General features: G+C 66.2%; 24 protein-coding genes. 20 read left to right on the top strand and 4 right to left on the bottom strand.

What is annotated here, in order from left to right; genetic code table 11:
- Positions 1 to 2: 2 nt before the first annotated feature.
- Genes H7F35_RS22545 through H7F35_RS22510 form a run of 8 tightly spaced genes read left to right on the top strand, consistent with a single transcriptional unit; the run spans position 3 to position 5,624 of the window.
- Entirely contained in the window at positions 3 to 647 is a 645-nt protein-coding gene (locus H7F35_RS22545; protein ID WP_187114376.1) for a glutathione S-transferase family protein, read from the top strand.
- 49 nt (positions 648 to 696) lie between these two features.
- Complete coding sequence (locus H7F35_RS22540) at positions 697 to 1,803, top strand: S-(hydroxymethyl)glutathione dehydrogenase/class III alcohol dehydrogenase (protein WP_187108800.1); 1,107 nt, start codon at positions 697 to 699, stop codon at positions 1,801 to 1,803.
- 20 nt (positions 1,804 to 1,823) lie between these two features.
- Positions 1,824 to 2,747, top strand: a complete 924-nt coding sequence (locus H7F35_RS22535; RefSeq protein ID WP_187108799.1) for an alpha/beta fold hydrolase — start codon at positions 1,824 to 1,826, stop codon at positions 2,745 to 2,747.
- A complete protein-coding gene (fghA, locus tag H7F35_RS22530; protein WP_187108798.1) occupies positions 2,744 to 3,619 on the top strand; it encodes an S-formylglutathione hydrolase in 876 nt (291 codons plus the stop codon). The genes H7F35_RS22535 and fghA overlap by 4 nt, the downstream gene beginning before the upstream one ends.
- 36 nt (positions 3,620 to 3,655) lie before the next feature.
- Positions 3,656 to 4,150: a GNAT family N-acetyltransferase gene (locus tag H7F35_RS22525; RefSeq protein ID WP_261803314.1), complete on the top strand. Its 495-nt coding sequence runs from the start codon at positions 3,656 to 3,658 to the stop codon at positions 4,148 to 4,150.
- Positions 4,151 to 4,175: 25 nt separating this feature from the next.
- On the top strand, positions 4,176 to 4,565 hold the full coding sequence (locus H7F35_RS22520; protein WP_187108796.1) for a VOC family protein: 390 nt from the start codon (positions 4,176 to 4,178) through the stop codon (positions 4,563 to 4,565).
- Between the two features lie 19 nt (positions 4,566 to 4,584).
- Positions 4,585 to 5,016 (top strand): TfoX/Sxy family protein, encoded by a 432-nt coding sequence (locus H7F35_RS22515; RefSeq protein WP_187108795.1) that lies wholly within the window; start codon positions 4,585 to 4,587, stop codon positions 5,014 to 5,016.
- Complete coding sequence (locus H7F35_RS22510) at positions 5,013 to 5,624, top strand: 3'-5' exonuclease (protein ID WP_187108794.1); 612 nt, start codon at positions 5,013 to 5,015, stop codon at positions 5,622 to 5,624. Before H7F35_RS22515 ends, H7F35_RS22510 begins: the two co-directional genes overlap by 4 nt.
- Positions 5,625 to 6,439: 815 nt before the next feature.
- Here the strand turns inward: H7F35_RS22510 and H7F35_RS22505 are convergent.
- A complete protein-coding gene (locus H7F35_RS22505; protein WP_187108793.1) occupies positions 6,440 to 7,168 on the bottom strand; it encodes an alpha/beta fold hydrolase in 729 nt (242 codons plus the stop codon).
- Positions 7,169 to 7,306: 138 nt separating this feature from the next.
- On the opposite strand from H7F35_RS22505, the gene H7F35_RS22500 reads away from it, so the two are divergent.
- Genes H7F35_RS22500 through arsH form a run of 4 tightly spaced genes read left to right on the top strand, consistent with a single transcriptional unit; the run spans position 7,307 to position 10,106 of the window.
- Positions 7,307 to 7,630, top strand: a complete 324-nt coding sequence (locus H7F35_RS22500) for an ArsR/SmtB family transcription factor (protein WP_187108792.1) — start codon at positions 7,307 to 7,309, stop codon at positions 7,628 to 7,630.
- A 25-nt stretch (positions 7,631 to 7,655) separates the two neighbouring features.
- Positions 7,656 to 8,942, top strand: a complete 1,287-nt coding sequence (locus H7F35_RS22495) for an arsenic transporter (protein WP_187108791.1) — start codon at positions 7,656 to 7,658, stop codon at positions 8,940 to 8,942.
- Positions 8,943 to 8,971: 29 nt separating this feature from the next.
- Positions 8,972 to 9,403 (top strand): arsenate reductase (glutaredoxin), encoded by a 432-nt coding sequence (arsC, locus tag H7F35_RS22490; protein WP_187108790.1) that lies wholly within the window; start codon positions 8,972 to 8,974, stop codon positions 9,401 to 9,403.
- Positions 9,387 to 10,106: an arsenical resistance protein ArsH gene (gene arsH / locus H7F35_RS22485; RefSeq protein ID WP_187108789.1), complete on the top strand. Its 720-nt coding sequence runs from the start codon at positions 9,387 to 9,389 to the stop codon at positions 10,104 to 10,106. The genes arsC and arsH overlap by 17 nt, the downstream gene beginning before the upstream one ends.
- A gap of 18 nt (positions 10,107 to 10,124) precedes the next feature.
- Here the strand turns inward: arsH and H7F35_RS22480 are convergent, their stop codons facing one another.
- Positions 10,125 to 11,090: a helix-turn-helix domain-containing protein gene (locus H7F35_RS22480; RefSeq protein ID WP_187108788.1), complete on the bottom strand. Its 966-nt coding sequence runs from the start codon at positions 11,088 to 11,090 to the stop codon at positions 10,125 to 10,127.
- Positions 11,091 to 11,220: 130 nt separating this feature from the next.
- On the opposite strand from H7F35_RS22480, the gene gnd reads away from it, so the two are divergent.
- The gene (gene gnd / locus H7F35_RS22475) at positions 11,221 to 12,642 is read left to right on the top strand and encodes a decarboxylating NADP(+)-dependent phosphogluconate dehydrogenase (protein ID WP_187108787.1); all 1,422 of its coding nucleotides are present in this window, start codon (positions 11,221 to 11,223) and stop codon (positions 12,640 to 12,642) included.
- 7 nt (positions 12,643 to 12,649) lie between these two features.
- Entirely contained in the window at positions 12,650 to 13,198 is a 549-nt protein-coding gene (locus H7F35_RS22470) for a GNAT family N-acetyltransferase (RefSeq protein WP_187108786.1), read from the top strand.
- A gap of 328 nt (positions 13,199 to 13,526) precedes the next feature.
- Here the strand turns inward: H7F35_RS22470 and H7F35_RS22465 are convergent, their stop codons facing one another.
- Positions 13,527 to 14,210, bottom strand: coding sequence for a gluconokinase (locus tag H7F35_RS22465; RefSeq protein WP_315970461.1), 684 nt, complete (start codon positions 14,208 to 14,210; stop codon positions 13,527 to 13,529).
- On the opposite strand from H7F35_RS22465, the gene H7F35_RS22460 reads away from it, so the two are divergent.
- The 3 genes from H7F35_RS22460 to H7F35_RS22450 all read left to right on the top strand — a co-directional run bounded on the left by H7F35_RS22460 (position 14,137) and on the right by H7F35_RS22450 (position 20,197).
- Positions 14,137 to 17,361 (top strand): efflux RND transporter permease subunit, encoded by a 3,225-nt coding sequence (locus H7F35_RS22460; RefSeq protein ID WP_187114374.1) that lies wholly within the window; start codon positions 14,137 to 14,139, stop codon positions 17,359 to 17,361. The genes H7F35_RS22465 and H7F35_RS22460 overlap by 74 nt on opposite strands.
- A gap of 92 nt (positions 17,362 to 17,453) precedes the next feature.
- Entirely contained in the window at positions 17,454 to 18,710 is a 1,257-nt protein-coding gene (locus H7F35_RS22455) for an efflux RND transporter periplasmic adaptor subunit (protein ID WP_187108785.1), read from the top strand.
- Positions 18,707 to 20,197, top strand: coding sequence for an efflux transporter outer membrane subunit (locus H7F35_RS22450; protein ID WP_187108784.1), 1,491 nt, complete (start codon positions 18,707 to 18,709; stop codon positions 20,195 to 20,197). The genes H7F35_RS22455 and H7F35_RS22450 overlap by 4 nt, the downstream gene beginning before the upstream one ends.
- A gap of 27 nt (positions 20,198 to 20,224) precedes the next feature.
- On the opposite strand, the gene H7F35_RS22445 is transcribed toward H7F35_RS22450, so the two are convergent.
- Positions 20,225 to 21,130, bottom strand: a complete 906-nt coding sequence (locus H7F35_RS22445) for a LysR family transcriptional regulator (RefSeq protein WP_187114373.1) — start codon at positions 21,128 to 21,130, stop codon at positions 20,225 to 20,227.
- Between the two features lie 125 nt (positions 21,131 to 21,255).
- On the opposite strand from H7F35_RS22445, the gene H7F35_RS22440 reads away from it, so the two are divergent.
- From H7F35_RS22440 to H7F35_RS22430, 3 genes are read left to right on the top strand one after another with little or no spacing between them, the layout of a single operon-like run.
- Positions 21,256 to 21,921: an RraA family protein gene (locus H7F35_RS22440; RefSeq protein WP_187108783.1), complete on the top strand. Its 666-nt coding sequence runs from the start codon at positions 21,256 to 21,258 to the stop codon at positions 21,919 to 21,921.
- A 51-nt stretch (positions 21,922 to 21,972) separates the two neighbouring features.
- Positions 21,973 to 23,178, top strand: a complete 1,206-nt coding sequence (locus tag H7F35_RS22435; protein WP_410010724.1) for a pyridoxal phosphate-dependent aminotransferase — start codon at positions 21,973 to 21,975, stop codon at positions 23,176 to 23,178.
- A 38-nt stretch (positions 23,179 to 23,216) separates the two neighbouring features.
- Complete coding sequence (locus H7F35_RS22430; protein WP_187108782.1) at positions 23,217 to 24,035, top strand: ABC transporter substrate-binding protein; 819 nt, start codon at positions 23,217 to 23,219, stop codon at positions 24,033 to 24,035.
- Positions 24,036 to 24,041: the final 6 nt, after the last annotated feature.

Here is a 24,041-nt window from a genome sequence, read left to right as displayed (position 1 = left end):
CGATGCTGAAGCTCTACGACTACCCGCTCTCGGGCAACTGCTTCAAGGTGCGGCAGATGCTGGCGTGGCTCGGCGTCGCCCATGAAACCGTGCCGGTCAACTTCTACCCTGGGCGCGAGCACAAATCGGCCGCCTTCCTGGCGAACATCAACCCGCTGGGCCAGCTCCCGGTGATCGACGACGACGGCTTCCTGCTGCGCGATGCACAGGCGATCCTCGTCTACTTGGCGAGCCGCCACCACGACGCGCAGGGCCACTGGCATCCCGACGACCCGAAGCTGCGCGGCCAGGTCGCGATGTGGCTTGCCACCGCCGACGACATCACCCGCACCGCCTCGGCCGCGCGGCTGCACGACACGCTCGGCTACCACCACCTCGACATCGACGCCTGCCGCGCCGGCGCGCGCGCCGTGTTCCGCGTGCTCGACGACCACCTTGCCGAACAGGCCAGCATGGGCCTGCGCTGGCTGGCCTCGGCACCCGAGCCGACGATTGCCGACCTGGCCTGCTTTCCGTACGTCGCGCTGGCCGGCGAAGGCGGCATTTCACTGGACGAATTTCCAGCCCTCCGAAACTGGGTCTGGAATTTCCGCCATTTGCCCGGGTTCATTGGCATGTCGGGTATCTTCCCTGCTGGCTCCGCCTGAGTATCCTTGGGCCTTCGCGCCTCCCTCTTTCTCTTTCCCCGAACCCGCCATGAAAACCAAAGCCGCCGTCGCCTGGAAATCCGGAGCCCCGCTCACCATTGAAACCGTCGATCTCGACGGCCCCCGTTTCGGCGAAGTGCTGGTCGAGATCAAGGCCACCGGCATCTGCCACACCGACTACTACACGCTCTCGGGCGCCGACCCGGAAGGCATCTTCCCCGCGATCCTCGGCCATGAAGGCGCGGGCATCGTGGTCGACGTCGGCCCCGGCGTCACCACCCTGAAAAAGGGCGACCACGTCATTCCGCTGTACACGCCCGAATGCCGCCAATGCAAGTTCTGCCTCTCGCGCAAGACCAACCTGTGCCAGTTGATCCGCGGCACGCAGGGCAAGGGCCAGATGCCCGACGGCACCTCGCGCTTCAGCCTCGACGGCCAGCCGATCGCCCACTACATGGGCACCAGCACCTTCAGCAACTACACCGTCGCGCCCGAAATCTCGCTCGCCAAGATCCGTGAAGACGCCCCCTTCGACAAGGTCTGCTACATCGGCTGCGGCGTCACCACCGGCATTGGCGCGGTGATCTTCACGGCCAAGGTGGAAGCCGGCGCCAACGTGGTGGTGTTCGGCCTCGGCGGCATCGGCCTGAACGTGATCCAGGGCGCCAAGATGGTGGGCGCCGACAAGATCATCGGAGTCGACCTGAACCCAGAGCGCGAAGCCATGGCCCGCAAGTTCGGCATGACGCACTTCATCAACCCGAAGGACACCGAGAACGTGGTCGACGCCATCGTGCAACTGACCGACGGCGGCGCCGACTACAGCTTCGAGTGCATCGGCAACACCAAGGTGATGCGCCAGGCGCTCGAATGCACGCACAAGGGCTGGGGCCGCAGCATCATCATCGGCGTGGCCGAGGCCGGCGCAGAGATCAGCACGCGTCCCTTCCAGCTCGTCACCGGCCGCAAGTGGGAAGGCTCGGCCTTCGGTGGCGCACGCGGGCGCACCGACGTGCCGAAGATCGTCGACTGGTACATGGAAGGCAAGATCAACATCGACGACCTGATCACGCACACCATGCCGCTGGAAGACATCAACAAGGGCTTCGACCTGATGAAGCGCGGCGAGTCGATCCGCGGCGTGGTTCTGTATTAACTCTTCAGGAGGCGCCCGCCATGAACCGCATGGAACCCTTGCGCAAGATCAAGGCGGGCGTTCTCGAAGTCGCGTACTTCGAGACCGGGCCCGCCGACGGCCCACCCGTGCTGCTGATGCACGGCTTTCCTTACGACATCCACACCTACGCCGAAGTGGCGCCGATGCTCGCGGCGCAAGGCTGCCGCGTGATCGTGCCGTACCTGCGCGGCTATGGCGCCACGCGCTTCCTGAGCGACGCCACGCCGCGTTCGGGCGAGCAGGCCGCGCTGGGCGCCGACCTGCTCGCGCTGCTCGATGCGCTTGCCATTCCGCGCGCGGTGCTGGCCGGCTACGACTGGGGCGGGCGCGCCGCCTGCGTGGTGGCGGCACTGTGGCCCGAGCGCTGCGCGGGGCTGGTGTCCTTCAACAGCTACAACATCCAGAACATCGCCAAGGCGATGGAACCGGATGCGCCGGCCAAGGAGCACAGCCTCTGGTACCAGTACTACTTTCACAGCGAACGCGGCCGCGCCGGGCTCGCCGAGGACCGCAGGGCGTTCACGAAGCTGCTGTGGAAGCTGTGGTCGCCGACCTGGAAGTTCGACGACGCCACCTTCGAGCGCAGCGCCGCCGCCTTCGACCATCCTGATTTCGTGGACGTGGTGATCCAGTCGTACCGCCATCGCTTCGGCCTCGTGCCCGGTGACCCGGCCTACGCGGACATCGAGCGTCGCCTTGCGGCCGAACCCACGATCACCGTGCCCACCATCACCTTCGACGGCATCGACGACGGCGTACGCCCACCCGCCGAGGCCTCGGCCCACGCGCACCGCTTCAGCGGACCACGCTCGCACCGGCTCGTGCCGGGCGTGGGCCACAACATGCCGCAGGAAGCGCCGCGCACCTTCGCCGACGCCGTGCTCGAACTGGTGCCCGCACTGCACAACAAAGAATCCCGATGACCGACACCCTCAAGACACTTTCCGAGCACCACGCCTTCGGCGGCGTGCAGAGCTTTCACGAGCACCGCTCGCACGAGATCGGGCTGCCGATGCGCTTCTCGGTCTATCTGCCGCCGCAAGCCGCGCACGAACGCGTGCCCGCCCTGCTCTACCTTGCGGGCCTGACCTGCAACGAGGAAACCTTCGCGACCAAGGCCGGCGCACAACGCATGGCCGCAAGCCTGGGCCTAGCGTTGATCGCGCCCGACACCAGCCCGCGAGGCGCGGAGCCCGAAAGCCTGCCGGGCGCGAAAGACAACTGGGACTTCGGCATCGGCGCCGGCTTCTACCTCGACGCGACCGCCGAACCCTGGTCCACGCACTGGCGCATGGAAAGCTGGATCGTCCACGAGCTGCTGCCACTGGTGGCGCAGCATTTCGCCATCGACGGCCAACGCCTGGGCATCTTCGGCCACTCGATGGGCGGCCACGGCGCGCTCACGCTGGCCATGCGGCACCCGGGGCGCTTCAAGTCGCTGTCGGCCTTTGCGCCGATCTGCGCGCCAACACAATGCCCGTGGGGCCAGAAAGCATTCAGCGGCTACCTGGGTGCGCCCAGTGACGACCGCGCCCAATGGCTGGCGCACGACGCCAGCGCGCTGATGCAGTCGCAGACCGTCTCGCCCTACCCCCAAGGCATATTGATCGACCAGGGGCTGACCGACAAATTCCTGGCCGAGCAACTGCACCCCGAAGTGTTCGAGGCCGCCTGCTTTGCCGCCGGCCAGCCGCTCACGCTGCGCCGCCATGCGGGCTACGACCACGGCTATTACTTCATCCAGAGCTTCATCGCCGATCACATCGCGCATCACGCGCAAACATTGCACGGCTGATCGACCACGGCGGGTGCGCGCCGTATCATGGAACGCATGTCCGCAGCCCAAATCCCAGCCTTTCACCTGCGGTCGCGCGATGGCTCCACCGAAGAGAGCATGGTACTGGCCGGTATCTGGCGGCGCGCGTGGATTTCCGCCAACCGGGGCGCCGCCAGCATCGAGCCGATCGCGCACTGGCTGCAGCGCGTGCGAACCGAATTCGTGTCTCCAGCCGAGGTCGTGCTGGCCGAGCGCGACGGACAGGTGCTCGCCTTCATGGTGCTGCTGGAGCGGCGCGAGTACGTGGCCCAGCTCTTTGTCGAGCCCCACCTGCGCAACCAGGGCCTGGGCAAGGCCTTGCTCGACGAAGCCTGCGTGCGCATTCCCACCGGCTGGCGGCTGCATGTGGCCACCACCAATACGTCGGCCCAGCGTTTCTATGAACGCTATGGCCTGGAGCGCGGCACGGTCGACCGGCATCCGACCAGCGGCCGCGAACGCATTGCCTACCATTGGTCGCCCTCACGACCACCGTGGCGCGTAGGCTGAGCGACTTTCCTGATTTTTCTTCCCCATGCGCATCGATCACATCGCACTCTGGACCACTGACCTCGAGCGCTGCAAGCGTTTCTATGTCGACTATTTCGGCGCCACGGCCGGCGCGGGCTACGTCAATCCGACGAAGGGCTTCGCCTCATGCTTCCTGAGCCTGGGCGACGGCGCGCGCATCGAGGCCATGACCACCAGCACGCTCTCACCCGTTTCCATCGAAGCCGGCGCGCAACGCATGGGCTGGACGCACCTGGCCATCGGCGTGGGTTCCGACGCTGCCGTCGACGAACTCACGCAGCGCTTGAAGAACGACGGCTATCCGCTGCTCGATGGCCCGCGCCGCACCGGCGACGGCTACTACGAGAGCGTCGTGCTCGACCCCGACGGCAACCGCATCGAGATCACCGCATGAACAACACGAGGCCCGCACCATGAGCGCCTTCGTCCAGAGCCTGCACGAAATCTTCGAGCGCTTCGGCCGCATCGAGCCCCGCCGCATGTTCGGCGCCCACGGCATCTTTCACGAAGGCCGCATGATCGCGCTGGTGATTCGCGACACGCTCTACCTGAAGGCCGATGCCGAAAGCGCCCCGCACTTCGACAAGCAGAACCTGCCGCCCTTCACCTACGAGCGCCAGGGCAAGTCGATGCCGATGTCGTACCGGCAAGCGCCGGCCGATCTGTTCGAGGACCGCGAAGAAGCCGCCCTGTGGGGCCGCCGCGCGTACGAAGCAGCGCTGCGCTCAGGCCAACCGCCAAAGATCAAGACCCCCAAGCCTCCGGCGGCGAAGAAAACAGCCGCCCGGAAAACGCCCGCAAAGAAAGCAGCAGTGAAGAAGACCCAGAAAGCAGTTCCCCGGTGAGCGACAACAACTCCGCGCTGCCCCCATTGCCCGAGCGCGAACAGATCGCACTGCTCGAACCCTTCGACGGCCTCGGCCTGAAGAACATCGTTGTCGTTGCCACATTGCAAGAAGCCGAACGCGCCGCCGACACGCTGCTGGCCGCGCGCGTGGCCGGCTTCGACACCGAATCCAAGCCCACCTTCGCCAAGAACGAAGTCTCCGGCGGCCCGCACGTGGTGCAATTCTCTACACGCGACACGGCCTGGCTGTTCCAGTTGCATCGCACCGAATGCAACCCGTTGGTGGCCGAGCTGATCGCGTCGACCGAACTGCGCAAGGTGGGCTTCGGCCTGTCAGGCGACCTCACGCTGATCCGCAACAAGCTGCAGATCGAGCCGCAGGCGGTGTTCGACATCGACACCGAATTCCGCCATCGTGGCTACCGCAAGTCGGTGGGCGTGAAGGCGGCGGTGGCACTGGTGTTCAACCGCCGCTTCGTGAAGTCGCGCAAGGCGACGACCTCGAACTGGGCCAACAAGCAACTGACCGAAGCGCAGATCCGCTATGCGGCAAACGACGCCTACGCGTCGATCCGCGTCTTCGACGCGCTGTTTCCCGGCACCTGACCCTTCCTCTGGTGGAGTGGAGGCTGGCGCTGCCGCGGTAGCCTGTTAGGCAATTGCAACTTGAGGCCCGGATTGCGCCCTCAGCTCCGCTCTTTGTAGCTCCGGTCGCCAACTGCGCAAAGCAGCGGGCTCTGCAAACTACTCCGCACTCTTTCCGTGTTTGTCCGCTGATGCAGTCCCTCTGCATGCCACCGAGAGGCAAACTGTGTTCACCAGCATTTGGAGTCGTTTGAATGATGCGGTCTGACAAGGTATTGCTTTGCTTGTCGCTTTTTTTTTGATGCGTGCAGCCAGTGCCGATTCGAATCTTCCGGGGTGCTCGACTCCTCCTCCTGCCTTGATCGATGGGCTTAGTCGGACTGCTTGTGAAATTTCTCGCTCAGTAACGATCGAGCGGTACTCAAGTCCGAAACCAGCATCGCCCTACGCTAGCGAGTTCGACCGGCGCGAGGCGGCGATTGCACTAGGAAAGAAAGCCGAATCCGTCACGGCAGTAGCAGGGATCAAGGCCGGGGCCAACGCCGTCCAAGTGCAAACTAGCTTGCTTCCTCCTCCGTTTGTTGACCAAATAGCCAAGCGTTATCCGACTCCAAAGGCGCGCAGATATAAACACTGGGTGATTGCGTATGAGCAAGTTGAATACGCTGCTCAAGGCACAGCACAAGGATTCCCCCTGGAATGCGCAACGGCCATTCACTCGACCACGCAAGTAACGAAGATCGTTGCCGAGTGCTTTCCACTTGGGGAAAGAGCCCGTTTCTCGAAAACATTAGATGCTGTACGGTGACGAAGAAACCGCCGGTGCGCAAGCGTCGTCAGTCCCGGCCCGCCTCCCCGATGGCCTGCGCCAGCCGCTGCGGATTCGAGAAGAACATCTCGTGGCTGCCGGGGCATTCCACCAACCTGAACAGCCCCAGCCGCTCCGACAGGCGCGGATGCCACGGCAGGCTGTGCGGCAGCGCGGTGTCTTGCTGGCAGTTGACGTAGGACTTGCCCAGTGCCAACTCCGCCAGCGGCTTCTGCAGCCTGATCTTGTCGGTGAAGGTGCGGTACGGATGCGGGTTCAGCTTCTCGTAGGCGGCTTGCGCGAGCGCGAGGTCGGCGTCGTTGATGAAGGCCTCGCGCCAGATCTCGAAGGGCAGCATCACCGCGTTGCCATTGGCTGCGGCGATGGCATCGAACATCGTCACGTAGTGCGGCGGCACCATGTCGTTGAGCGATTCGCCGTCGAGCGGCACGAAGGCATTGATGTAGACCAGCCGCCGCAGCCGCTGCGCGATGCGGTCGGCCACGCCCGAGATCACCATGCCACCGTAGCTGTGGCCTGCGAGGCGGACCTGCGTGAGGTCTTTCTCCTCGATGTAGCGCACGGCGGAGTCGATCGCGTCGCCGAGGCTGGTGTGCGCGCGGTCGTCGCCGGCGCGGTTGCCCGCGAGCGTAGGGCAATGCACGGTGTGGCCGGCGTCGCGCAGGCCATCGGCCACGGCTTCGATTTCGGCGCCGGTGTGCCAGGCGCCGTGGACGAGAACATAGGTGTCGGACATGGGTGTCTCCTTCTGGTAGGTGAAGGAGCACCACTGTAGGAAAGGCATGGCGGTGCCGATGGCCGCTGCCTGCCAACCCGATGGCCGTTTCGCGCCCGGCCCTTTGCCTTCATTCAATAATTCAACGATACTTGAAATATGGAAGAAAACGATGTCGTCCGATCCTTGGCTGCTTTGGCGCAGCCCGTTCGCCTGCGGGTGTTTCGTACGCTGGTGGTGGCCGGGCCCGAGGGCCTGACGCCAGGTGCGCTGACCGAAGCGCTCGGCGTGCCCGCCACGGGCCTGTCCTTCCATCTCAAGGAGCTGACGAATTCGGGGCTGATCTCGCAGGAGCGGCAGGGCCGCAACCTGATCTACCGCGCGGCCTTCGATCGCATGAACGCCCTGCTCGGCTACCTCACGAAAAACTGTTGCCAGGGCGAGCCCTGCCTTGCCGACGGCGCGGCGGCCTGCGGCTGCTGAAGCCCCAACACCTGCGCTCGCCGACATGCTGACTGCCGTCCTGATCTTCGTCTTCACGCTCATGCTGGTCATCTGGCAGCCGCGCGGCCTGGGCATCGGCTGGAGCGCTTCGCTCGGCGCGCTGATTGCGCTGGCGCTGGGCGTGGTCCAGCTCTCGGACATACCGGTCGTCTGGGGCATCGTGTGGAATGCCACCGCCACCTTCATCGCCGTGATCGTCATCAGCCTGCTGCTCGACGAGGCCGGCTTCTTCGAGTGGGCTGCTTTGCACGTAGCGCGCTGGGGCAGCGGGCGCGGCCGGCTGCTGTTCGCGTTCATCGTGCTGCTGGGCGCGGCGGTGTCGGCGCTCTTCGCCAACGATGGGGCGGCGCTGATCCTCACGCCCATCGTGATGGCGATGCTGGTCGCGCTCGGCTTCACGCCCGCCGCCACGCTGGCCTTCGTGATGGCGGCCGGCTTCATTGCCGACACGGCGAGCCTGCCGCTCATCGTCTCCAACCTGGTGAACATCGTGTCGGCCGACTTCTTCAAGATCGGCTTCAGCGAGTACGCGGCGGTCATGGTCCCGGTGAACATCGCGGCGGTGCTCGCCAGCCTGGCGATGCTGATGCTCTATTTCCGCCGCAGCATTCCCGCGCGCTACGACGTGGCACAGCTCAAGGCACCCGCCACCGCCGTGCGCGACATCGCAACCTTTCGCGCGGGCTGGGTCGTGCTGGTGCTGCTGCTCGTTGGCTTCTTCGGTCTCGAACCGCTCGGCGTGCCGGTCAGCGCCGTGGCCGCCTTCGGTGCCGTGGTGCTATTCGCGGTGGCGGCGCGCGGCCACGCGATCGACACACGCAAGGTGCTGCGCGAGGCCCCCTGGCAAATCGTCGTCTTCTCGCTGGGCATGTACCTCGTGGTCTACGGGCTGCGCAATGCCGGGCTGACCGGCCACATCGCCTCGCTGCTCGATGTGTTCGCCCAGGGCGGGGTGTGGAGCGCGGCGCTGGGCACCGGAGTGCTCGCGGCCCTGCTCTCGTCCGTCATGAACAACATGCCGACCGTGCTCATCGGTGCGCTGTCCATCGACGCATCGAGTGCGAGCGGTATCGTGAAAGAGGCCATGGTCTACGCCAACGTGATTGGCTGCGACCTGGGCCCGAAGATCACGCCCATCGGCAGCCTGGCCACGCTGCTGTGGCTCCATGTGCTCGCGAAGAAGGGCACCACCATCGGCTGGGGCTATTACTTCAAGGTCGGCGTCGTGCTGACGGTGCCGGTGCTGCTGGTCACGCTGGCAGCACTGGCGCTGCGGCTGAGCCTCGGCTGACACATCACCCCATCAAAGACTTCACTCCCATGAACGACATCACGATCTATCACAACCCAGCCTGCGGCACGTCGAGGAACGTGCTTGCATTGATCCGCAACACGGGCGACGAGCCCGAGGTCATCGAGTACCTGAAGCACCCGCCGGACCGCGCCACGCTGCAGCGCCTGATTGCCGCGATGGCGATGCCGGTGCGCGACGTGCTGCGCCGCAAGGGCACGCCGTACGACGAACTGGGCCTGGACGATCCGAAATGGAGCGACGACCAGTTGATCGACTTCATGCTGCAGCACCCGATCCTCATCAACCGGCCCATCGTGGTGACGCCGATCGCCACGCGCCTTTGCCGACCTTCCGAGGCGGTGCTCGACATCCTGCCGCGTCCGCAGCGCGGTGCCTTCGCGAAGGAAGACGGCGAGTTGGTCATCGACGCAAAGGGCCAGCGTGTCGCCAAGCCCTGAGCTGCTCAACCTCGATGCCGACGCGTTCCACAAGCCGGATCTGCAACGCTTGCTGCCCGCGCAGCGCGCCACCCACGCCCCGCGCATCCTGCTGCTCTACGGATCGCTGCGCGAGCGCTCCTACAGCCGCCTGCTGACCGAAGAGGCTGCGCGCCTGCTGCAGGCCATGGGCGCCGAGCCGCGCATCTACAACCCCCACGGCCTTCCGCTGCCGGACGGCGCACCCGACGACCATCCGAAGGTGCAGGAACTGCGCGAACTCGCGCAATGGGCCGAGGGCATGGTGTGGACATCGCCCGAACGCCACGGCGCGATGACCGGGCTCATGAAGGCGCAGATCGACTGGATACCGCTGGCCGTCGGCTCGGTGCGGCCCACGCAGGGCAAGACGCTCGCGGTCATGGAGGTGTCGGGCGGCTCGCAGTCCTTCAACGCGGTGAACCAGTTGCGCGTGCTCGGACGCTGGATGCGCATGCTCACCATCCCCAACCAGTCGTCGGTGGCCAAGGCTTTCCTCGAATTCGACGACGACGGCCGGATGAAGCCTTCGCCGTACTACGAGCGCGTGGTGGACGTGATGGAAGAGCTGATCAAGTTCACGCTGCTCACACGCGATTGCGCGGACCATCTGGTCGACCGGTACAGCGAGCGGCGCGAGAGTGCGCAAGCGCTGTCGCAGCGGGTGAACCTGCGCAGCATCTGAGCGCGGGGTTGCGCGGCGTCAACGGCGGCGGCGCAATTCACCGGGCGTGCTGCCCAGATGCCGGCGGCACTGGCGAACGAAGTGCGATGCATCGGCCAGGCCGACGCGAAACCCGATCTCCGCGATGCTCAGGCGGTCGAAGCGCGCATTGCCCAGCATGCGCTGCGCCACCTGCATGCGAAAGCCGGTCAGCGCGGTCGCGAAGGTGGTGGCGCCCTCGCCCAGGCAGCGGTGCAGGCTGCGCTCCGAAATGCCCAGCCCGCGCGCCACGCTGGCGGCCGTGAGGCCGGGCTCGGCATGGCGCTCGCGCGTGGCTTCCAGCACGTGCCGCCGCAGCGCGGCACGCCCCTCGTCCACCGACTGCGCAGGGCCATGCCCCATGGCCAGTGCCAGCAGGCCGCCAAGCTGATCGCCCAGCAGTTCGGCCGGCAGCGGCGGGTTCGCAGCCAGCGTTGGCGTCAACTGGCGAACGAAGCTGCTGAGTACGCCGCCCCAGCCCGCCTGCCCGTCGATGCGGCGCGCCACCTGGTCGCCGGCGTCGGGCAGCCAGGCATCGACCCAGGCGGTCGGCAGTTCGAGCGAAATGGTGTCGGCCGACTGCAGCAGATGAAATTCATAGAGGCGGCGCGAATCGACCAGCACCGCGTCGCCCGGCAGCAGCCGTGCGGCGCGGCCGTCCTGCACGGTGACCCAGGCCGAATCGGTCTTGCACAGCAGGTAGAAATAGTTGTGGCGGCTCTGGGCAATGGCCCGGCGCGTGCGGTAGACGTCCTGCGCGCTGCCGCGCACCTGATTGACGACGAGGGGTCCGAGCGGCGCCGACACCAGCGTCGCGCCGAAATCCCCTGCCGCCGGGCTGGTCACGTCCATCTCCAGAAACCCTTCGCAGACCGCGCCCACCCAATAGTCCAACCGCTTCGAGGGCGACACGGCATCGGTCGACCAGGTGTGGATCGGGGTGGCTGCGGGGGCGATGGCGCTCATGCCGCCAAGATAGCCAGCCCGGGCGCATTTGCCAAGCGGGTATAGGCGCCCTCCCACGCCAGCCGGGCGCAGCCCCCGGCACAATGACCGCCATCTCCAACCGTCTCCCACCGCATACGAAAGAAGGGCCATGAGCAACAAAAGCGATTTCGGACTGATCGGCCTGGCCGTGATGGGCCAGAACCTCGTGCTGAACGTGGAAAGCCGTGGCTTCCAGGTCAGCGTGTACAACCGCACCGAAGCCACCACCGAGGCCTTCGTTGCCGCGAACCCCGGCAAGAAGCTGGTCGGCGCCAAGACGCTCGAAGAGTTCGTGCAGAGCCTGGCCAAGCCCCGCAAGATCCAGATCATGGTCAAGGCCGGCGCACCGGTCGATCAGGTGATCGAGCAGCTCATTCCGCTGCTCGACAAGGACGACATCGTCATCGATGGCGGCAACAGCCTCTACACCGACACCGAGCGCCGCGACGCCTACCTGTCGAGCAAAGGCCTGCGCTTCATCGGCGCGGGCGTCTCGGGCGGCGAAGAAGGCGCGCGCAAGGGCCCGTCGATCATGCCGGGCGGCCCGCTGTCGACCTGGGAAGTGATGAAGCCGATCTTCGAGAGCATCGCAGCCAAGGTCGACGGCCAGCCCTGCGTCATTCACATCGGCCCCGGCGGCGCGGGCCACTACGTGAAGATGGTGCACAACGGCATCGAGTACGGCGACATGCAGCTCATCTGCGAGGCCTACAGCCTGTTCAAGGCGGCCGGCTTCACGACCGACGAAATGGCCACGATCTTCAACGAATGGAACGACGGCGAGCTGCAGAGCTACCTGATCCAGATCACCGCCAAGGCGCTGGAACAGAAAGACCCGGAAACGGGCAAGCCGATCGTCGACCTGATTCTCGACAAGGCCGGCCAGAAGGGCACGGGCCAGTGGACGCTGATCAACGCGGCCGAGAACGCGGTGGTCATCAGCACCATCAACGCCGCCGTCGAGGCGCGTGTGCTCTCGTCGCAAAAGAAGCAGCGCGTGGCCGCCAGCAAGGTGCTGCAGGGGCCGAAGATCGAACTGTCGCTCGACAAGAAGGCGCTGGTGGCCAAGGTGCATGACGCGCTCTATGCCTCGAAGGTCATCAGCTACACGCAGGGCTTCGACCTCATCAAGACGATGGGCGACAAGAAGAGCTGGGGCCTCGACCTGGGCGGCATCGCGTCGATCTGGCGCGGCGGCTGCATCATCCGCGCGCGCTTCCTGAACCGCATCACCGACGCCTTCCGCACCGATCCGGCACTGGGCAACCTGATGCTCGACCCTTTCTTCAAGGACCTGCTCAACCGCACGCAGCAAAGCTGGCGCGAAGTGGTGTCGCTGGCGGTGAGCAACGGCATTCCGGTGCCGGCGTTCAGCGCCTCGCTGGCCTACTACGACAGCTACCGCACGGAACGGCTGCCGGCGAACCTGCTGCAGGCGCAGCGCGACTTCTTCGGCGCCCATACGTACGAGCGCATCGACAAGCCCGAAGGCCAGTTCTTCCACACCGACTGGCCCGAAGTCATCGGCTGATGCCGCCATGCCGGCCCTCGACTATCCCAGCCACCTGGTCGAGGACTGGCAACTGCGCGACGGCACGCTGGTGCGCATCCGCCCGATCCGCGCCGAAGACCTGGCCATGCACTCCGCCTTCGTGGCGGGGCTGTCGAACGAAACGGGTTTCCACCGCCTGCTGTCGCCACGCAAGCCTCAGCCCGACGAGCTTTGGCGCATGACCCATATCGACTACGACCGCGAACTGGCGCTCATCGCGACCACCGAAGTCGATGGTGCCGAGCAGCAGATGGGCGTGGTTCGTTATGTGCGCGGCGACACGCTACAGACCAGCAACACGGCCGAATTCGCCGTGGTCATCGCCGATGCCTGGCAGCACCGCGGGCTGGCCGAGAAGCTCCTGCGCAAGCTGATCGATGCGGCTGCCGAAGCTGGCGTGAAGCAACTGGCGGACATCACCCTCTACGACAACACCGCCATGCTGGCGCTCGCGCGCAAGCTGGGATTCAGGCTGCAACGCGACCCGGGCAATCCGAACGTCACGCGGCTGCTGCTGGCGTTGGAAGAGCGCTGAATTCCACTGTCGGGGCTGGTTGGAAACTGGCGCTGCTGTTCAGGGCGACGCACACGCCGACACGGGGCTCTTTTTCGCGAATGTCCCCCGCTTCGCTCCTCCTTTATTTAGCTAAAAAGAGCCCCGTATCGACGTGAGCGTTGGACAGAGCGGTGGTTGATCGGCGATCACCAGCAGCGTGTCCAGGTGCGAATGACGCCGGGTGCTCCCCGCAGCGAAATAAAGGAGGAGCGAAGCGGGGGACATTCGCGGAGGGGAGCACCCGGTGTCATTCGCACTCGCCCTGAATGAACCCGCACCCGCCCCGAACACAAACACGCGGCAAAAACTAGCCGACAGGTAACCAGGCTCTCACCTGCCCGACCAGCGTCCCCAACGGCGCAGTCGCATCGACCGCCAACACGCCCGCCTCGCCCACTGGCGACTCGAGCGTCGCGAACTGGTTGGCCACCAGACTGGCCGGAAACATGTGCTCGCCCGCCCCGGCCCGCGCGGCCACCCGCCGCTCGGACTCGGCACGCTCGATGGCCATGAACACGAAGCGCAGCCCCGGCGCCGCCGCCCGTAGCTGGTCACGGTAGATGCGCTTGAGCGCCGAACAGGTCAGCACCGCGCCCTGCGGCGCATCGGCCAATGCACGGCCCAACGTCGCCAGCCAGCCGGCCCGGTCTTCGTCGGTCAACGCGATACCGTGGCTCATCTTTTCCACATTGGCCGGCGGATGGTGGTCGTCTCCCTCGATCAGCGGCAGGCCCAGGGTGGTCGCCAACGCCGCTCCCAGGCTCGATTTGCCGCACCCCGACACGCCCATCACTACCAGCCATACCCCGTCCATATGCACCCTTTTGGTAAAGCGCCACGCCCTAAAAAGAGGCGCCAGCAAACTTAAATCTACTTCCTTATGATGCGAAACCTTTTTCCGTCGGAAGCAGAGAGCCCTGTCCATGGTCCAGCTCGCATTGCGTCGCCCGTACACCTTCATCGTCATGGCGATGCTGATCGTGCTGGCCACGCCATTTGTCCTGGCCCGCATGGCCACCGACATCTTCCCGGAAATCAACATCCCGGTGGTCAGCGTCATCTGGAGCTACACCGGCCTGCCGGCGCAGGAGATGGGGCAACGCATCTCCGGCCAGGTCGAACGCGGGCTGACCACCACGGTCAGCGACATCGAGCACATCGAATCGCAGTCGCTGGCGGGCGTGTCGATCATCAAGGTGTTCTTCCAGCCGACCGCCAACATCGAAATGGCCATCTCGCAGGTGGTGGCCTCGATGCAGGCGCAGGTGCGGCAGTTGCCGCCGGGCATCACGCCGCCGCTGGTCATCAAGTATTCGGCCTCCAGCGTGCCGGTGATCCAACTGGCGCTGTCGAGCCCCACGCGCTCTGAAAACTCCCTGTTCGATTCCACCGTCAACCAGTTGCGCCCGCAGCTCATCACGGTGCCGGGCGCGGCCATTCCCTTTCCCTATGGCGGCAAGAACCGGCTGATTTCGGTCGACCTCGACACCCAAGCGCTGCAGGCGCGCGGCCTGTCGCCGGCCGACGTGGTGAACGCGGTCAACACGCAGAACCTGATCCTGCCCTCGGGCACCGCCAAGTTCGGTGCCACCGAATACAACGTGCGCATGAACGGTTCGCCCGACGCCATCGCGGGCCTGAACGACCTGCCGGTGCGCACCGTGAATGGCGCCACCACCTACCTGCGCGACGTGGCCTACGTGCGCGACGGCTTCTCGCCGCAGACCAACGTGGTGCGCCAGGACGGCGTGCGCGGCGTGCTGCTGTCGGTGCTCAAGAACGGCGGCGCCTCCACGCTGGACATCGTGTCGAACATTCGCGCCATGCTGCCCATCGCGGCGCAGACGATGCCGGAAGACATCAAGATCACGCCGCTGTTCGACCAGTCGGTGTTCGTGAAGGCGGCCGTCAAGGGCGTGGTGTTCGAGGCCATCCTGGCCGCCGCACTCACGGCCGCGATGGTGCTGCTGTTCCTGGGCAACTGGCGCAGCACGCTCATCATCGGCCTGACGATACCGCTGTCGATCCTGGCCTCGATCCTGGTGCTGTATTCGCTGGGCGAAACGCTCAACCTCATGACGCTGGGTGGGCTGGCACTGTCGGTCGGCATTCTGGTGGACCAGGCGATCGTGACCATCGAGAACATCGAACGGCACCTGCACATGGGCACGCCGTTGAAGGAAGCCATCGAGGTCGGTGCGGGCGAGATCGGCTCGGCAGCTTTCGTCTCCACGCTGTGCATCTGCATCGTGTTCGTGCCGATGTTCTTTCTCTCGGGTGTGGCGCGCTTCCTGTTCGTGCCGCTGGCCGAGGCGGTGGTGTTCGCGATGCTGGCGTCGTACCTGCTGTCGCGCACGCTGGTGCCGACGCTGGTGATGCTGCTGATGAGCGGCTCGCACGGCCAGGCGCAGCAGCAACAGCCGCCCGAAGGCATAAGGCAAAGCGCGCTGCAGCGCCTGTACCGTGCCTTCGACCGACGCTTTGAGCGCGTGCGCCGTGCCTACACGCTGGTGCTGTCGGCGGTGCTGTCCAAGCGCGCGGGTTTCATCGGCCTGTTTCTCGGCTTCTGCCTGCTGTCGTGCCTGCTCTACCCGGCGCTGGGCCGCGACTTCTTCCCGACCGTCGATGCCGGCCAGATTCGCCTGCACCTGCGCGCACCCACCGGCACCCGCATCGAGGAAACCGCGCGCCTGACCGACCAGGTCGAGGCCGCCATCCGCGAGCTGGTGCCGCCCGACCAGCTCGAAACCATCCTGGACAACCTGGGCGTGCCCAACAGCGGCATCAACCTGTCGTACAGCAACGCCGGCACCATCGGTACCTTCGACGGCGAGCTGCTGCTGTCGCTGAAAGAGGGCCACAAGCCAACCGAGCAGCACGTCTCGCTGCTGCGGGCGGAGCTGCCCAAGCGCTTTCCGGGCATCGAGTTCTTCTTCCAGCCGGCGGACATCGTCACGCAGATCCTGAACTTCGGCCTGCCCGCGGCCATCGACGTGCAGTTCAGCGGCAACGACATGGCCGGCAACGCCGTGCGCGCGGCCGAACTGACCAAGGCGATCCGGCAGATTCCCGGCGCGGTCGACGCCCATGTGCATCAGCGCCTGGACGGCCCTGCGCTGAATCTGCAGATGGACCGCACGCGGCTGCAGCAGTACGGCCTGACCGCCTCGAACGTGGGACAGAACGTGCTCATCGCACTCTCGGGCAGTTCGCAGACGGCGCCCGCCTTCTGGCTCAACCCGGCGAACGGCGTGGTCTACAGCATCGCGGTGCAGACGCCGCAGTACACCGTCGATTCGCTCGACTCGCTGCTCAACATTCCGGTGGGTGCGGGCATCGGCGCGGGCGGGCCCGGCTCGCAGCAACTGCTGGGCAATCTCGTGAGCACGCAGGCCGACCGGCAGCCCGCCGTGATGTCGCGCTACAACATCGCACCGGTGATCGACGTGTACGTGAGCGTGCAGGGCACCGATCTGGCCAGCGTGGCGTCGAAGGTGCAAAAGCTGGTCGACGAGATGCGGCCCAAGCTTTCGCGCGGCAGCCGGGTCGACATGCGCGGGCAGGTGCAGACCATGCAGTCGTCGTTCATCGGTCTCGGCGTGGGGCTGGCGATGGCCATCGTGCTGGTGTACCTGCTGATCGTGGTCACCTTCCAGTCGTGGCTGGACGCGGCCATCATCATCACCGCCCTGCCGGCCGCGCTGGCGGGCATCGCGTGGATGCTGTTCATCACCGGCACCACGCTGAGCGTGCCGGCGCTGACCGGCGCGATCATGACCATGGGCGTGGCCACGGCCAATTCGATCCTGCTGGTGTCGTTCGCGCGCGAGCGGTTGCAGGCGGGCATTCCGCCGCTGTCGGCCGCGCTGGAAGCCGGCGCCACCCGCATCCGGCCGGTGCTGATGACGGCGCTGGCCATGATCATCGGCATGATCCCGATGGCACTGGGCCTGGGCGAAGGCGCCGAGCAGAACGCGCCGCTGGGCCGCGCCGTGATCGGCGGGCTGATCTTCGCCACGGTGTCGACATTGTTTTTCGTGCCCGCCGTGTTCGCGGGGGTGCACAGTCGGCTTGCGCACCGCCGGGCGGCACGCGAAGCACAGCATCAACCGCCAGCGGGCGCAACGCCCCAGGAGAACTAGGACTTGACCCCCACGCTCATTCACTTCGTGTATTCGCTGCCCCCCCGGGGGGCCGCAGCTCGCCTTGGGAGCGGCCCGGCGCCGAGCTGGTCATGACGGAGCAACGCCACTCGGCATTGGCCATCCACCCCATCGCGGTAGAAGAAGGCGAAGGCGAATTGATGCGCCGCCGGCAGATCGTGCGGCGCACGCGCTGGCTGGTGCTGATCGTCCTCGCGCTGCTGGCGCTGGGCGCGACGCGCACGGTGGTCGTGCGCATCGCCAACGCGCGCGCACTCGAAACCGGCACCGCCGAGCGCGCCAGGCAATATGTGCAGACCGCCCTGCCCCGCACGCCCACCGCCGGCCAGACGCTCGCTCTGCCGGGCACGCTGCAGGGCTTCGTGCAGTCGCCGATCTCGGCGCGCGCCAGCGGCTACCTCAAACGCTGGACCAAGGACATCGGCAGCCGCGTCGAGAAGGGCGAGCTGCTGGCCGAGATCGAGACGCCGGAAATCGACCAGCAGCTTTCGCAGGCCGTCGCGGCGCGGGCGCAGGCCGCATCGGGACTGCAGCTCGCGCAGAGCACGGCCGAGCGCTGGGAGGCGCTGCGCAAGAAGGACGTGGTCTCGCAGCAAGACCTCGACGAGCGCCGCAGCGCCGTCGCGCAAGCCACATCGAACGTGGCGGCGGCCGATGCCAACGTGCAGCGGCTGAAGCAGACGGAAGGTTTCAAGCGCGTGGTGGCGCCCTTTGCGGGCGTCATCACCCGGCGCAATGTCGATGTGGGCGACCTGATCGACGCAGGCGCGGGCGGCGGCGCCGGGCGGGCGCTGTTCCTGCTGGCGCAGACCGATCCGCTGCGCGTGTACATCAACGTGCCGCAGGCCTATGCGCAACTCGTCAAGCCGGGCCAGCCGGTGGTCGTGACACAGGCCGAACTGCGCGGCCAGAACTTCAAGGGCCAGGTGGCGCGCACGGCGGGCTCGATCGACACGACCACGCGGATGATGCAGGTCGAGGTCTCATTGCCCAACAGCGACGGCGCGCTGCTGCCGGGCGCTTATGTGCAGGTGTCGCTGCCGCTGGCGGCGAGCCGCTCGCTCACGGTGCCGTCGAACGCACTGCTGTTCCGCGCCGAGGGCACGCGCATCGCGGTGGTCGATGCACAGGGCCGCGTCGGGCTGCGCGCCGTGACGCTGGGCCGCAACTATGGCGAGAACGTCGAGGTGATCGACGGACTCGACGGCAAGGACCGCATGGTGCTCAACCCCTCCGATTCGCTGGCCGAAGGCGACGTGGTGGCGGTGGCGCCCGACGCGCCCGCACCGGCGGCCCCGAAGGCGCCCACGCCCAAGGCCCCCGCGTGACACCGCGCCTGCTCGCCACAGCATTCGCCGCCCTGCTCGCGGCAGGCTGCGCGGTCGGCCCCGACTACAAGACGCCGGACACCCCGCTGCCCGTCAGCTGGAAGCTGGAGGAGCCCTGGCGCGTGAGCACCCCGAGCGACAGCGCCGACAAGGGCCCGTGGTGGAAACGCTTCGGCGATGCGCAGCTCGACGCGCTGCAGGACCAGGCACTGGCCGGCAGCCCCACGCTGGCCATCGCCAATGCGCGGCTGGCGCAGGCGCGCGCCACGCTCGCAGGCAGTGCGGCCAGCCAGTTCCCGCAGCTTGGCCTGGGCACGCGCGCCTCGCGGCTCAAGATTTCCGCCAACCGGCCGCTGACCAGCTATGGAACTGCCAACGCCTCGACGGTACAGAACGACTTCGCGCTGTCGCTCAACGCAAGCTACGAGGTGGACCTGGCGGGGCGCGTGCAGCGCACGGTCGAAGGCGCAACCGCCTCGGCCGAGCAATCGGCGGCCGACCTGGAGAACACGCGCCTGCTGCTGGGCGCCGATGTCGCCAGCAACTACTTCAACCTGCGCTCGACCGACATCGAACTCGACGTGGTCGCGCGCTCCATCGGCCTGCAGCGCCGCGCGCTGGAGCTGGTTACCGCGCGCCATGACCTGGGCGCCGTGTCGGGGCTCGACGTGGCGCAGCAGCAGGCGCTGCTCGAAACCACGCTGACACAGGTCGATGTGCTGAAGAAGCAGCGCGCGCAATACGAGCATGCGCTCGCCACCCTCACCGGTACGCCGGCGCCGAGCTTTGCGCTGGCGGTCGATTTGCGCGAGATCCGGCCGCCGGCGGTGCCGCTGGGCGTGCCCTCCGAGATCCTGCAACGCCGGCCCGACGTGGCCTCGGCAGAGCGCGCGATGGCCGCCGCCAATGCACAGATCGGCGTGGCCACTGCAGCCTTCTATCCGAGCATCATGATTTCGCCGACGGTGGGCGTGGACAGCCGGCTGATCGAGAGCCTGTTCAACGGGCCCAGCCTGCTGTGGTCGGTCGGCGTGTCGGCCACGCAGGTGCTGTTCGACGGCGGCCGCGTGCGCGCGAACGTCAACTTTGCCAAGGCCGGCTACGACGTCACCGTGGGCAACTACCGCCGCACCGTGCTGACCGCGATGCAGGAGGTGGAAGACGGCATCACGGGCCTGTCGGCGCTCGACAGCGCCAACACCCAGGCGCAAGCCGCCGTGACTGCAGCGCGCCGCGTGCTCGACATGGCGACCAGCCGCTACGAAGGCGGCGCCTCGACCTATCTCGACGTGATCACCGCGCAGCAGTCGCTGCTGACGGTGGAGCGACAGGCCGCGCAACTGCAAGGGCAGCGCCTGCTGACCTCGGTGTTCCTCGTGAAGGCGCTCGGTGGCGACTGGTGCGGCACGGACGCGGCTGGTACAGCCGAAAAGCCCTCCGCATCCTGCCCCACCGCCGCGGCCGACCGGACTGCAAAGGCGGGTTGAACCAGCCCGGATCAACCGCCGCGGAGATCACGAGGAAGAGATCTCGAACATCCGCGTGAAGTCGCAGCACTCCTGGGAGAGCATGACGATCGACGAGATCAGCGTGCTGCGCTGATCACCCTTGTACATGGCGACGTACTTCATGACCGGCGGCGCCGGCGTGCAGGGCACGACCATCAGCGAGCCCCTGGCCACCATGGGCGCAAGGCATTTCTCGGGCATGCAGCCGATGCCCAGCCCCGAGGCAGTAAGGCCCATCATCGCCACGAGGTTGTTGACGATGATCACGTCGGACGGCTGCACGCCCTGCGACTTCATCCAGCTGTTGTGCGCCATGCCGGCGCCCGACTTGCTTCCCTGAAGCAGCAGCCGGCGCGACGCCAGCTCATGCAGCCTGAAGATCTTGCCCGGCTCGACGAAGCCCGGCTTGCACATCCACACGCTGGAGAACTCACCGACCACGTGGCTCGGCAGATGCGCTTGCGCGAACACATCCGGCACCAGCACCAGGTCGAGTTCGTCCGCCAGGAGCTTTTCCTTCAGGTTGCCGCTCGCGTCCACGTCGGGCTCGATCGTGACCTTGGGGTAGTAGCGCTGGATGGCCTCGACCAGTTTGTGCAACCACGTCATCGCGGTGAACTCGGTCACGCCGATACGCACGCGGCGCTCGATGACTTCGGGCTTGCCGATCTGGTCGATGGCGGCGTCCCTGTGTTCGAGCAGCTTCCTGGCCAGCACGAACATCTCTTCGCCCTTTTCCGTCAGGCGGGCCGTGCGCTGGGACCGGTCGAACAGTTCCAGGTCGAAGCCGGCTTCCAGTTCATGCACGCGCTTGGAGACGGCGGATGTGGAGGTGTGGAGCTTCTGTGCGGCCTGGGAGAAGCCTCCAAGCTGCACGACCCAATAGAGGGCCTCCAATTGCTTGAACGTCATCATGGTCAGGAAAAACCCTTGTTGATTTCCTTTTTCTCCACCAATTCCTCCGGAATTTTTCGCTTTTTGAAATTTTAGGCAACTTTCACAATCGCGCCATCGAATTGATGTTGAGGCGGTTTGTCATGGTTGCTTCCAGTTTTGCAGTTCACCCGACGCCGGCCGTCGCACCGCAGGATGTGCTGGCCGCCTTCCGGGAAGTGGCCACCCCGCACATCAGCGACAACCTGCAGCGGCTGAGCGGCATCGTCGGCCTGCAGCGATTCCACCGGCAGCGCAAGCTGGTGGGAACGGCGATCACGGTCAAGACCCGTCCTGGCGACAACCTGCTGATCTACAAGGCGCTGATGGATGCCTCTGCCGGCCATGTGCTGGTGGTCGACGGCGGTGGCGACACCACCAACGCACTGGTCGGCGAACTCATCATGCTTTACGCACAGCAGCGCGGCTGCACCGGCCTCGTCATCGACGGTGCCATCCGAGACTCGGCGGCCTTTCGCGAGGCCGACTTTCCCTGCTATGCGCGTGCCGCCATCCATCGGGGGCCCTACAAGAACGGACCCGGCGCGGTCAACATGCCCGTCTGCGTGGGTGGGCAGATCGTGCAGCCCGGCGACATCGTGGTTGGCGACGACGATGGCATCGTGAGCTTTCCGCTCTCCGAGGCACCACGGCTGCTCGACGCCATCGAGCAGACCGCCCGGTTCGAGGCCGCCATCAAGGCCGAGATCGCCAACGGAAAGGCCGGGCAGTCCTGGCTCACCAAGGCCTTCGCGCCGCACGGCCTCTGAATCCGTGAAGCGCACGGCCTCATTCCCATCGACTTGCCTGGAGACAACTCAGTGAGCATCCTGTTGGCCCAACGCCTCGGCGGCGTCAAACCCTCGCCCAGCATGGCGGCGAAGACACGCGTCGACGCAATGCGCGCGGCCGGCCGTCGCATCGTCGACTTCACCATCGGCGAACCCGACTTCCCGACGCCGCGCCACATCGTCGAAGGCGCGGTGGCGGCTCTCATGGCCGGACACACCCGCTACACGGTCTCCAACGGCACGCCGGCCCTGCGGCAGGCCATCGCGGACAAGCTGCAGCGCGAGAACGCGTTGCCGTACCAGTCCGAGAACATCGCGGTGGGCAACGGTGCGAAGCACATCATCTACAACGCCTTCGCCGCCACGCTGAACGAAGGCGACGAAGTGATCGTGCCCGCGCCGTACTGGGTGTCCTACCCGGACATGGTGGCACTGCATGGCGGCACACCGGTCGTGGTGTCGAGCCTGGCCAGCGAGGGCTTCAAGCTGACGCCCGCGGCCCTCGAGGCGGCCATCACGTCCCGCACGCGGTGGCTGGTGCTCAACACACCCAACAACCCCACGGGCGCGGTCTACACCCGCGCCGAACTGGCCGCGCTCGGCGAGGTGCTGCAGCGGCATCCGCAGGTCTGGCTGATGACCGACGAGATCTACGAGCACTTCGTCTACGACGGCGCCGAGCACCTTTCTCCATTGAACGTGACGCCCGAGCTGGCCGAGCGCACCCTGGTGATCAACGGCGTCTCCAAGGCCTATGCCATGACGGGCTGGCGCATCGGCTACGGCGCAGGGCCGGCGGCGCTGATCCGGGCCATCACCATGCTGCTCTCCCAGAGCACCTCGTGCCCCAGTTCCGTGAGCCAGGCGGCCGCAGTGGTTGCGCTCGATGGGCCGCAGCAAAGCGTGGCCGAGGCCGCGGCCCTGTTCGGGCAGCGCAGAGACCACATGGTGCGGATGCTGCAGGCGCTGCCGGGATTCGAGTGCGCCCCGCCGGACGGCGCGTTCTACGTGTTCCCCAGCGTGGCCGGATTGATCGGGCGGACCACGCCGGCGGGAAACGTTCTTTCTTCAGACATCGATGTCGTGCACTACCTGCTGGAGCACGCCGGCGTGGCCGCGATCGACGGCACCTCCTACGGCATGCCTAACCACTTGCGCATGTCCTTCGCCACAGGGGTCGACGTGATCGACCAGGGCGGGCAATTGCTGCAAGCCGCATTGCGCGAACTGTCCTGACGTTTCATCGTTCCGTACAACTTTTCCGGAGTAGTTCCATGAAGAAGAGCGCATCGACCCTTATCGCCGGCGCCTGCCTGGCATTGCTGGCCAACCTGGCCTGCGCGGACCAGCTCGCCGACATCAAGGCCAAGGGTGTGTTCACCTGCGGCACCCTCGGGACGGCCGAGCCGTTCAGCTTTTCCAATGCCCAGACGCGCGAAGTGGAGGGCTACGACGTGGACTTCTGCAAGGCACTGGCCAAGTCGCTGGGTGTCAAGCTGGAGCTGAAGCTCATCTCGGTGGCTGCGCGCATCCCCGAGCTGCAGCAAGGCCGCGTCGATGCCGTGATTGCCAACCTGGGATGGAGCGCCGAGCGTGCCGAGCAGATTGCCTTCAGTGACCAGTATTTCGCGAGCGAGCAGAAGGTTGCCGCGCGCAAGGACAGCGGCTTCACGGCCCTCAAGGACCTGGCGGGCAAACGCGTCAGCGCGGTCAAGGGCTCCAGCTCCGAGATGCTGGTGCGCAAGGTGATTCCGGGTGCTGCGACCATCACTTTCCAGGACCCACCCAGCGCCTTCCTCGCAATGCAGCAGGGCAAGGTGGAGGGGTTGGCGGCCTCCGAACTCAATCTCGCGAAGTTCCGCCAGCAATCCGAGAGCACCGTGCCCATCGTCGTGCTGGAACCCTCCCTGGTGCTGGAGCCCTGGGGCATCGGCATGCGAAAGGAAGAAGCGGGCCTCATCAAGCATGTGAACACCACGCTGCAGGCGATGGAAAAGTCCGGCGAGGCACAGCAGATCTTCAACCGGTGGCTGGGCGCGGGGACCTCCTACAAGATGCAGCGCGCCTTCAGGGTCGAACAGATCAAGGGTTGAGCACGG

The sequence above is a fragment of the Variovorax sp. PAMC26660 genome, assembly GCF_014302995.1.
Lineage (GTDB): Bacteria > Pseudomonadota > Gammaproteobacteria > Burkholderiales > Burkholderiaceae_C > Variovorax.
This window is presented reverse-complemented; position numbering and strand designations above follow the sequence as displayed.

Coding starts and splice junctions, on each gene's coding strand:
- H7F35_RS22455 (WP_187108785.1), top strand. CDS start 17,454: ATGACGGAGCAACGCCACTCGGCATTGGCCATCCACCCCATCGCGGTA.
- H7F35_RS22470 (WP_187108786.1), top strand. CDS start 12,650: ATGCCGGCCCTCGACTATCCCAGCCACCTGGTCGAGGACTGGCAACTG.
- H7F35_RS22430 (WP_187108782.1), top strand. CDS start 23,217: ATGAAGAAGAGCGCATCGACCCTTATCGCCGGCGCCTGCCTGGCATTG.
- H7F35_RS22515 (WP_187108795.1), top strand. CDS start 4,585: ATGAGCGCCTTCGTCCAGAGCCTGCACGAAATCTTCGAGCGCTTCGGC.
- H7F35_RS22500 (WP_187108792.1), top strand. CDS start 7,307: ATGGAAGAAAACGATGTCGTCCGATCCTTGGCTGCTTTGGCGCAGCCC.
- H7F35_RS22525 (WP_261803314.1), top strand. CDS start 3,656: ATGTCCGCAGCCCAAATCCCAGCCTTTCACCTGCGGTCGCGCGATGGC.
- H7F35_RS22480 (WP_187108788.1), bottom strand. CDS start 11,090: ATGAGCGCCATCGCCCCCGCAGCCACCCCGATCCACACCTGGTCGACC.
- H7F35_RS22540 (WP_187108800.1), top strand. CDS start 697: ATGAAAACCAAAGCCGCCGTCGCCTGGAAATCCGGAGCCCCGCTCACC.
- H7F35_RS22505 (WP_187108793.1), bottom strand. CDS start 7,168: ATGTCCGACACCTATGTTCTCGTCCACGGCGCCTGGCACACCGGCGCC.
- H7F35_RS22520 (WP_187108796.1), top strand. CDS start 4,176: ATGCGCATCGATCACATCGCACTCTGGACCACTGACCTCGAGCGCTGC.
- H7F35_RS22545 (WP_187114376.1), top strand. CDS start 3: ATGCTGAAGCTCTACGACTACCCGCTCTCGGGCAACTGCTTCAAGGTG.
- H7F35_RS22535 (WP_187108799.1), top strand. CDS start 1,824: ATGAACCGCATGGAACCCTTGCGCAAGATCAAGGCGGGCGTTCTCGAA.
- gnd (WP_187108787.1), top strand. CDS start 11,221: ATGAGCAACAAAAGCGATTTCGGACTGATCGGCCTGGCCGTGATGGGC.
- H7F35_RS22445 (WP_187114373.1), bottom strand. CDS start 21,130: ATGACGTTCAAGCAATTGGAGGCCCTCTATTGGGTCGTGCAGCTTGGA.
- fghA (WP_187108798.1), top strand. CDS start 2,744: ATGACCGACACCCTCAAGACACTTTCCGAGCACCACGCCTTCGGCGGC.
- H7F35_RS22495 (WP_187108791.1), top strand. CDS start 7,656: ATGCTGACTGCCGTCCTGATCTTCGTCTTCACGCTCATGCTGGTCATC.
- arsC (WP_187108790.1), top strand. CDS start 8,972: ATGAACGACATCACGATCTATCACAACCCAGCCTGCGGCACGTCGAGG.
- H7F35_RS22440 (WP_187108783.1), top strand. CDS start 21,256: ATGGTTGCTTCCAGTTTTGCAGTTCACCCGACGCCGGCCGTCGCACCG.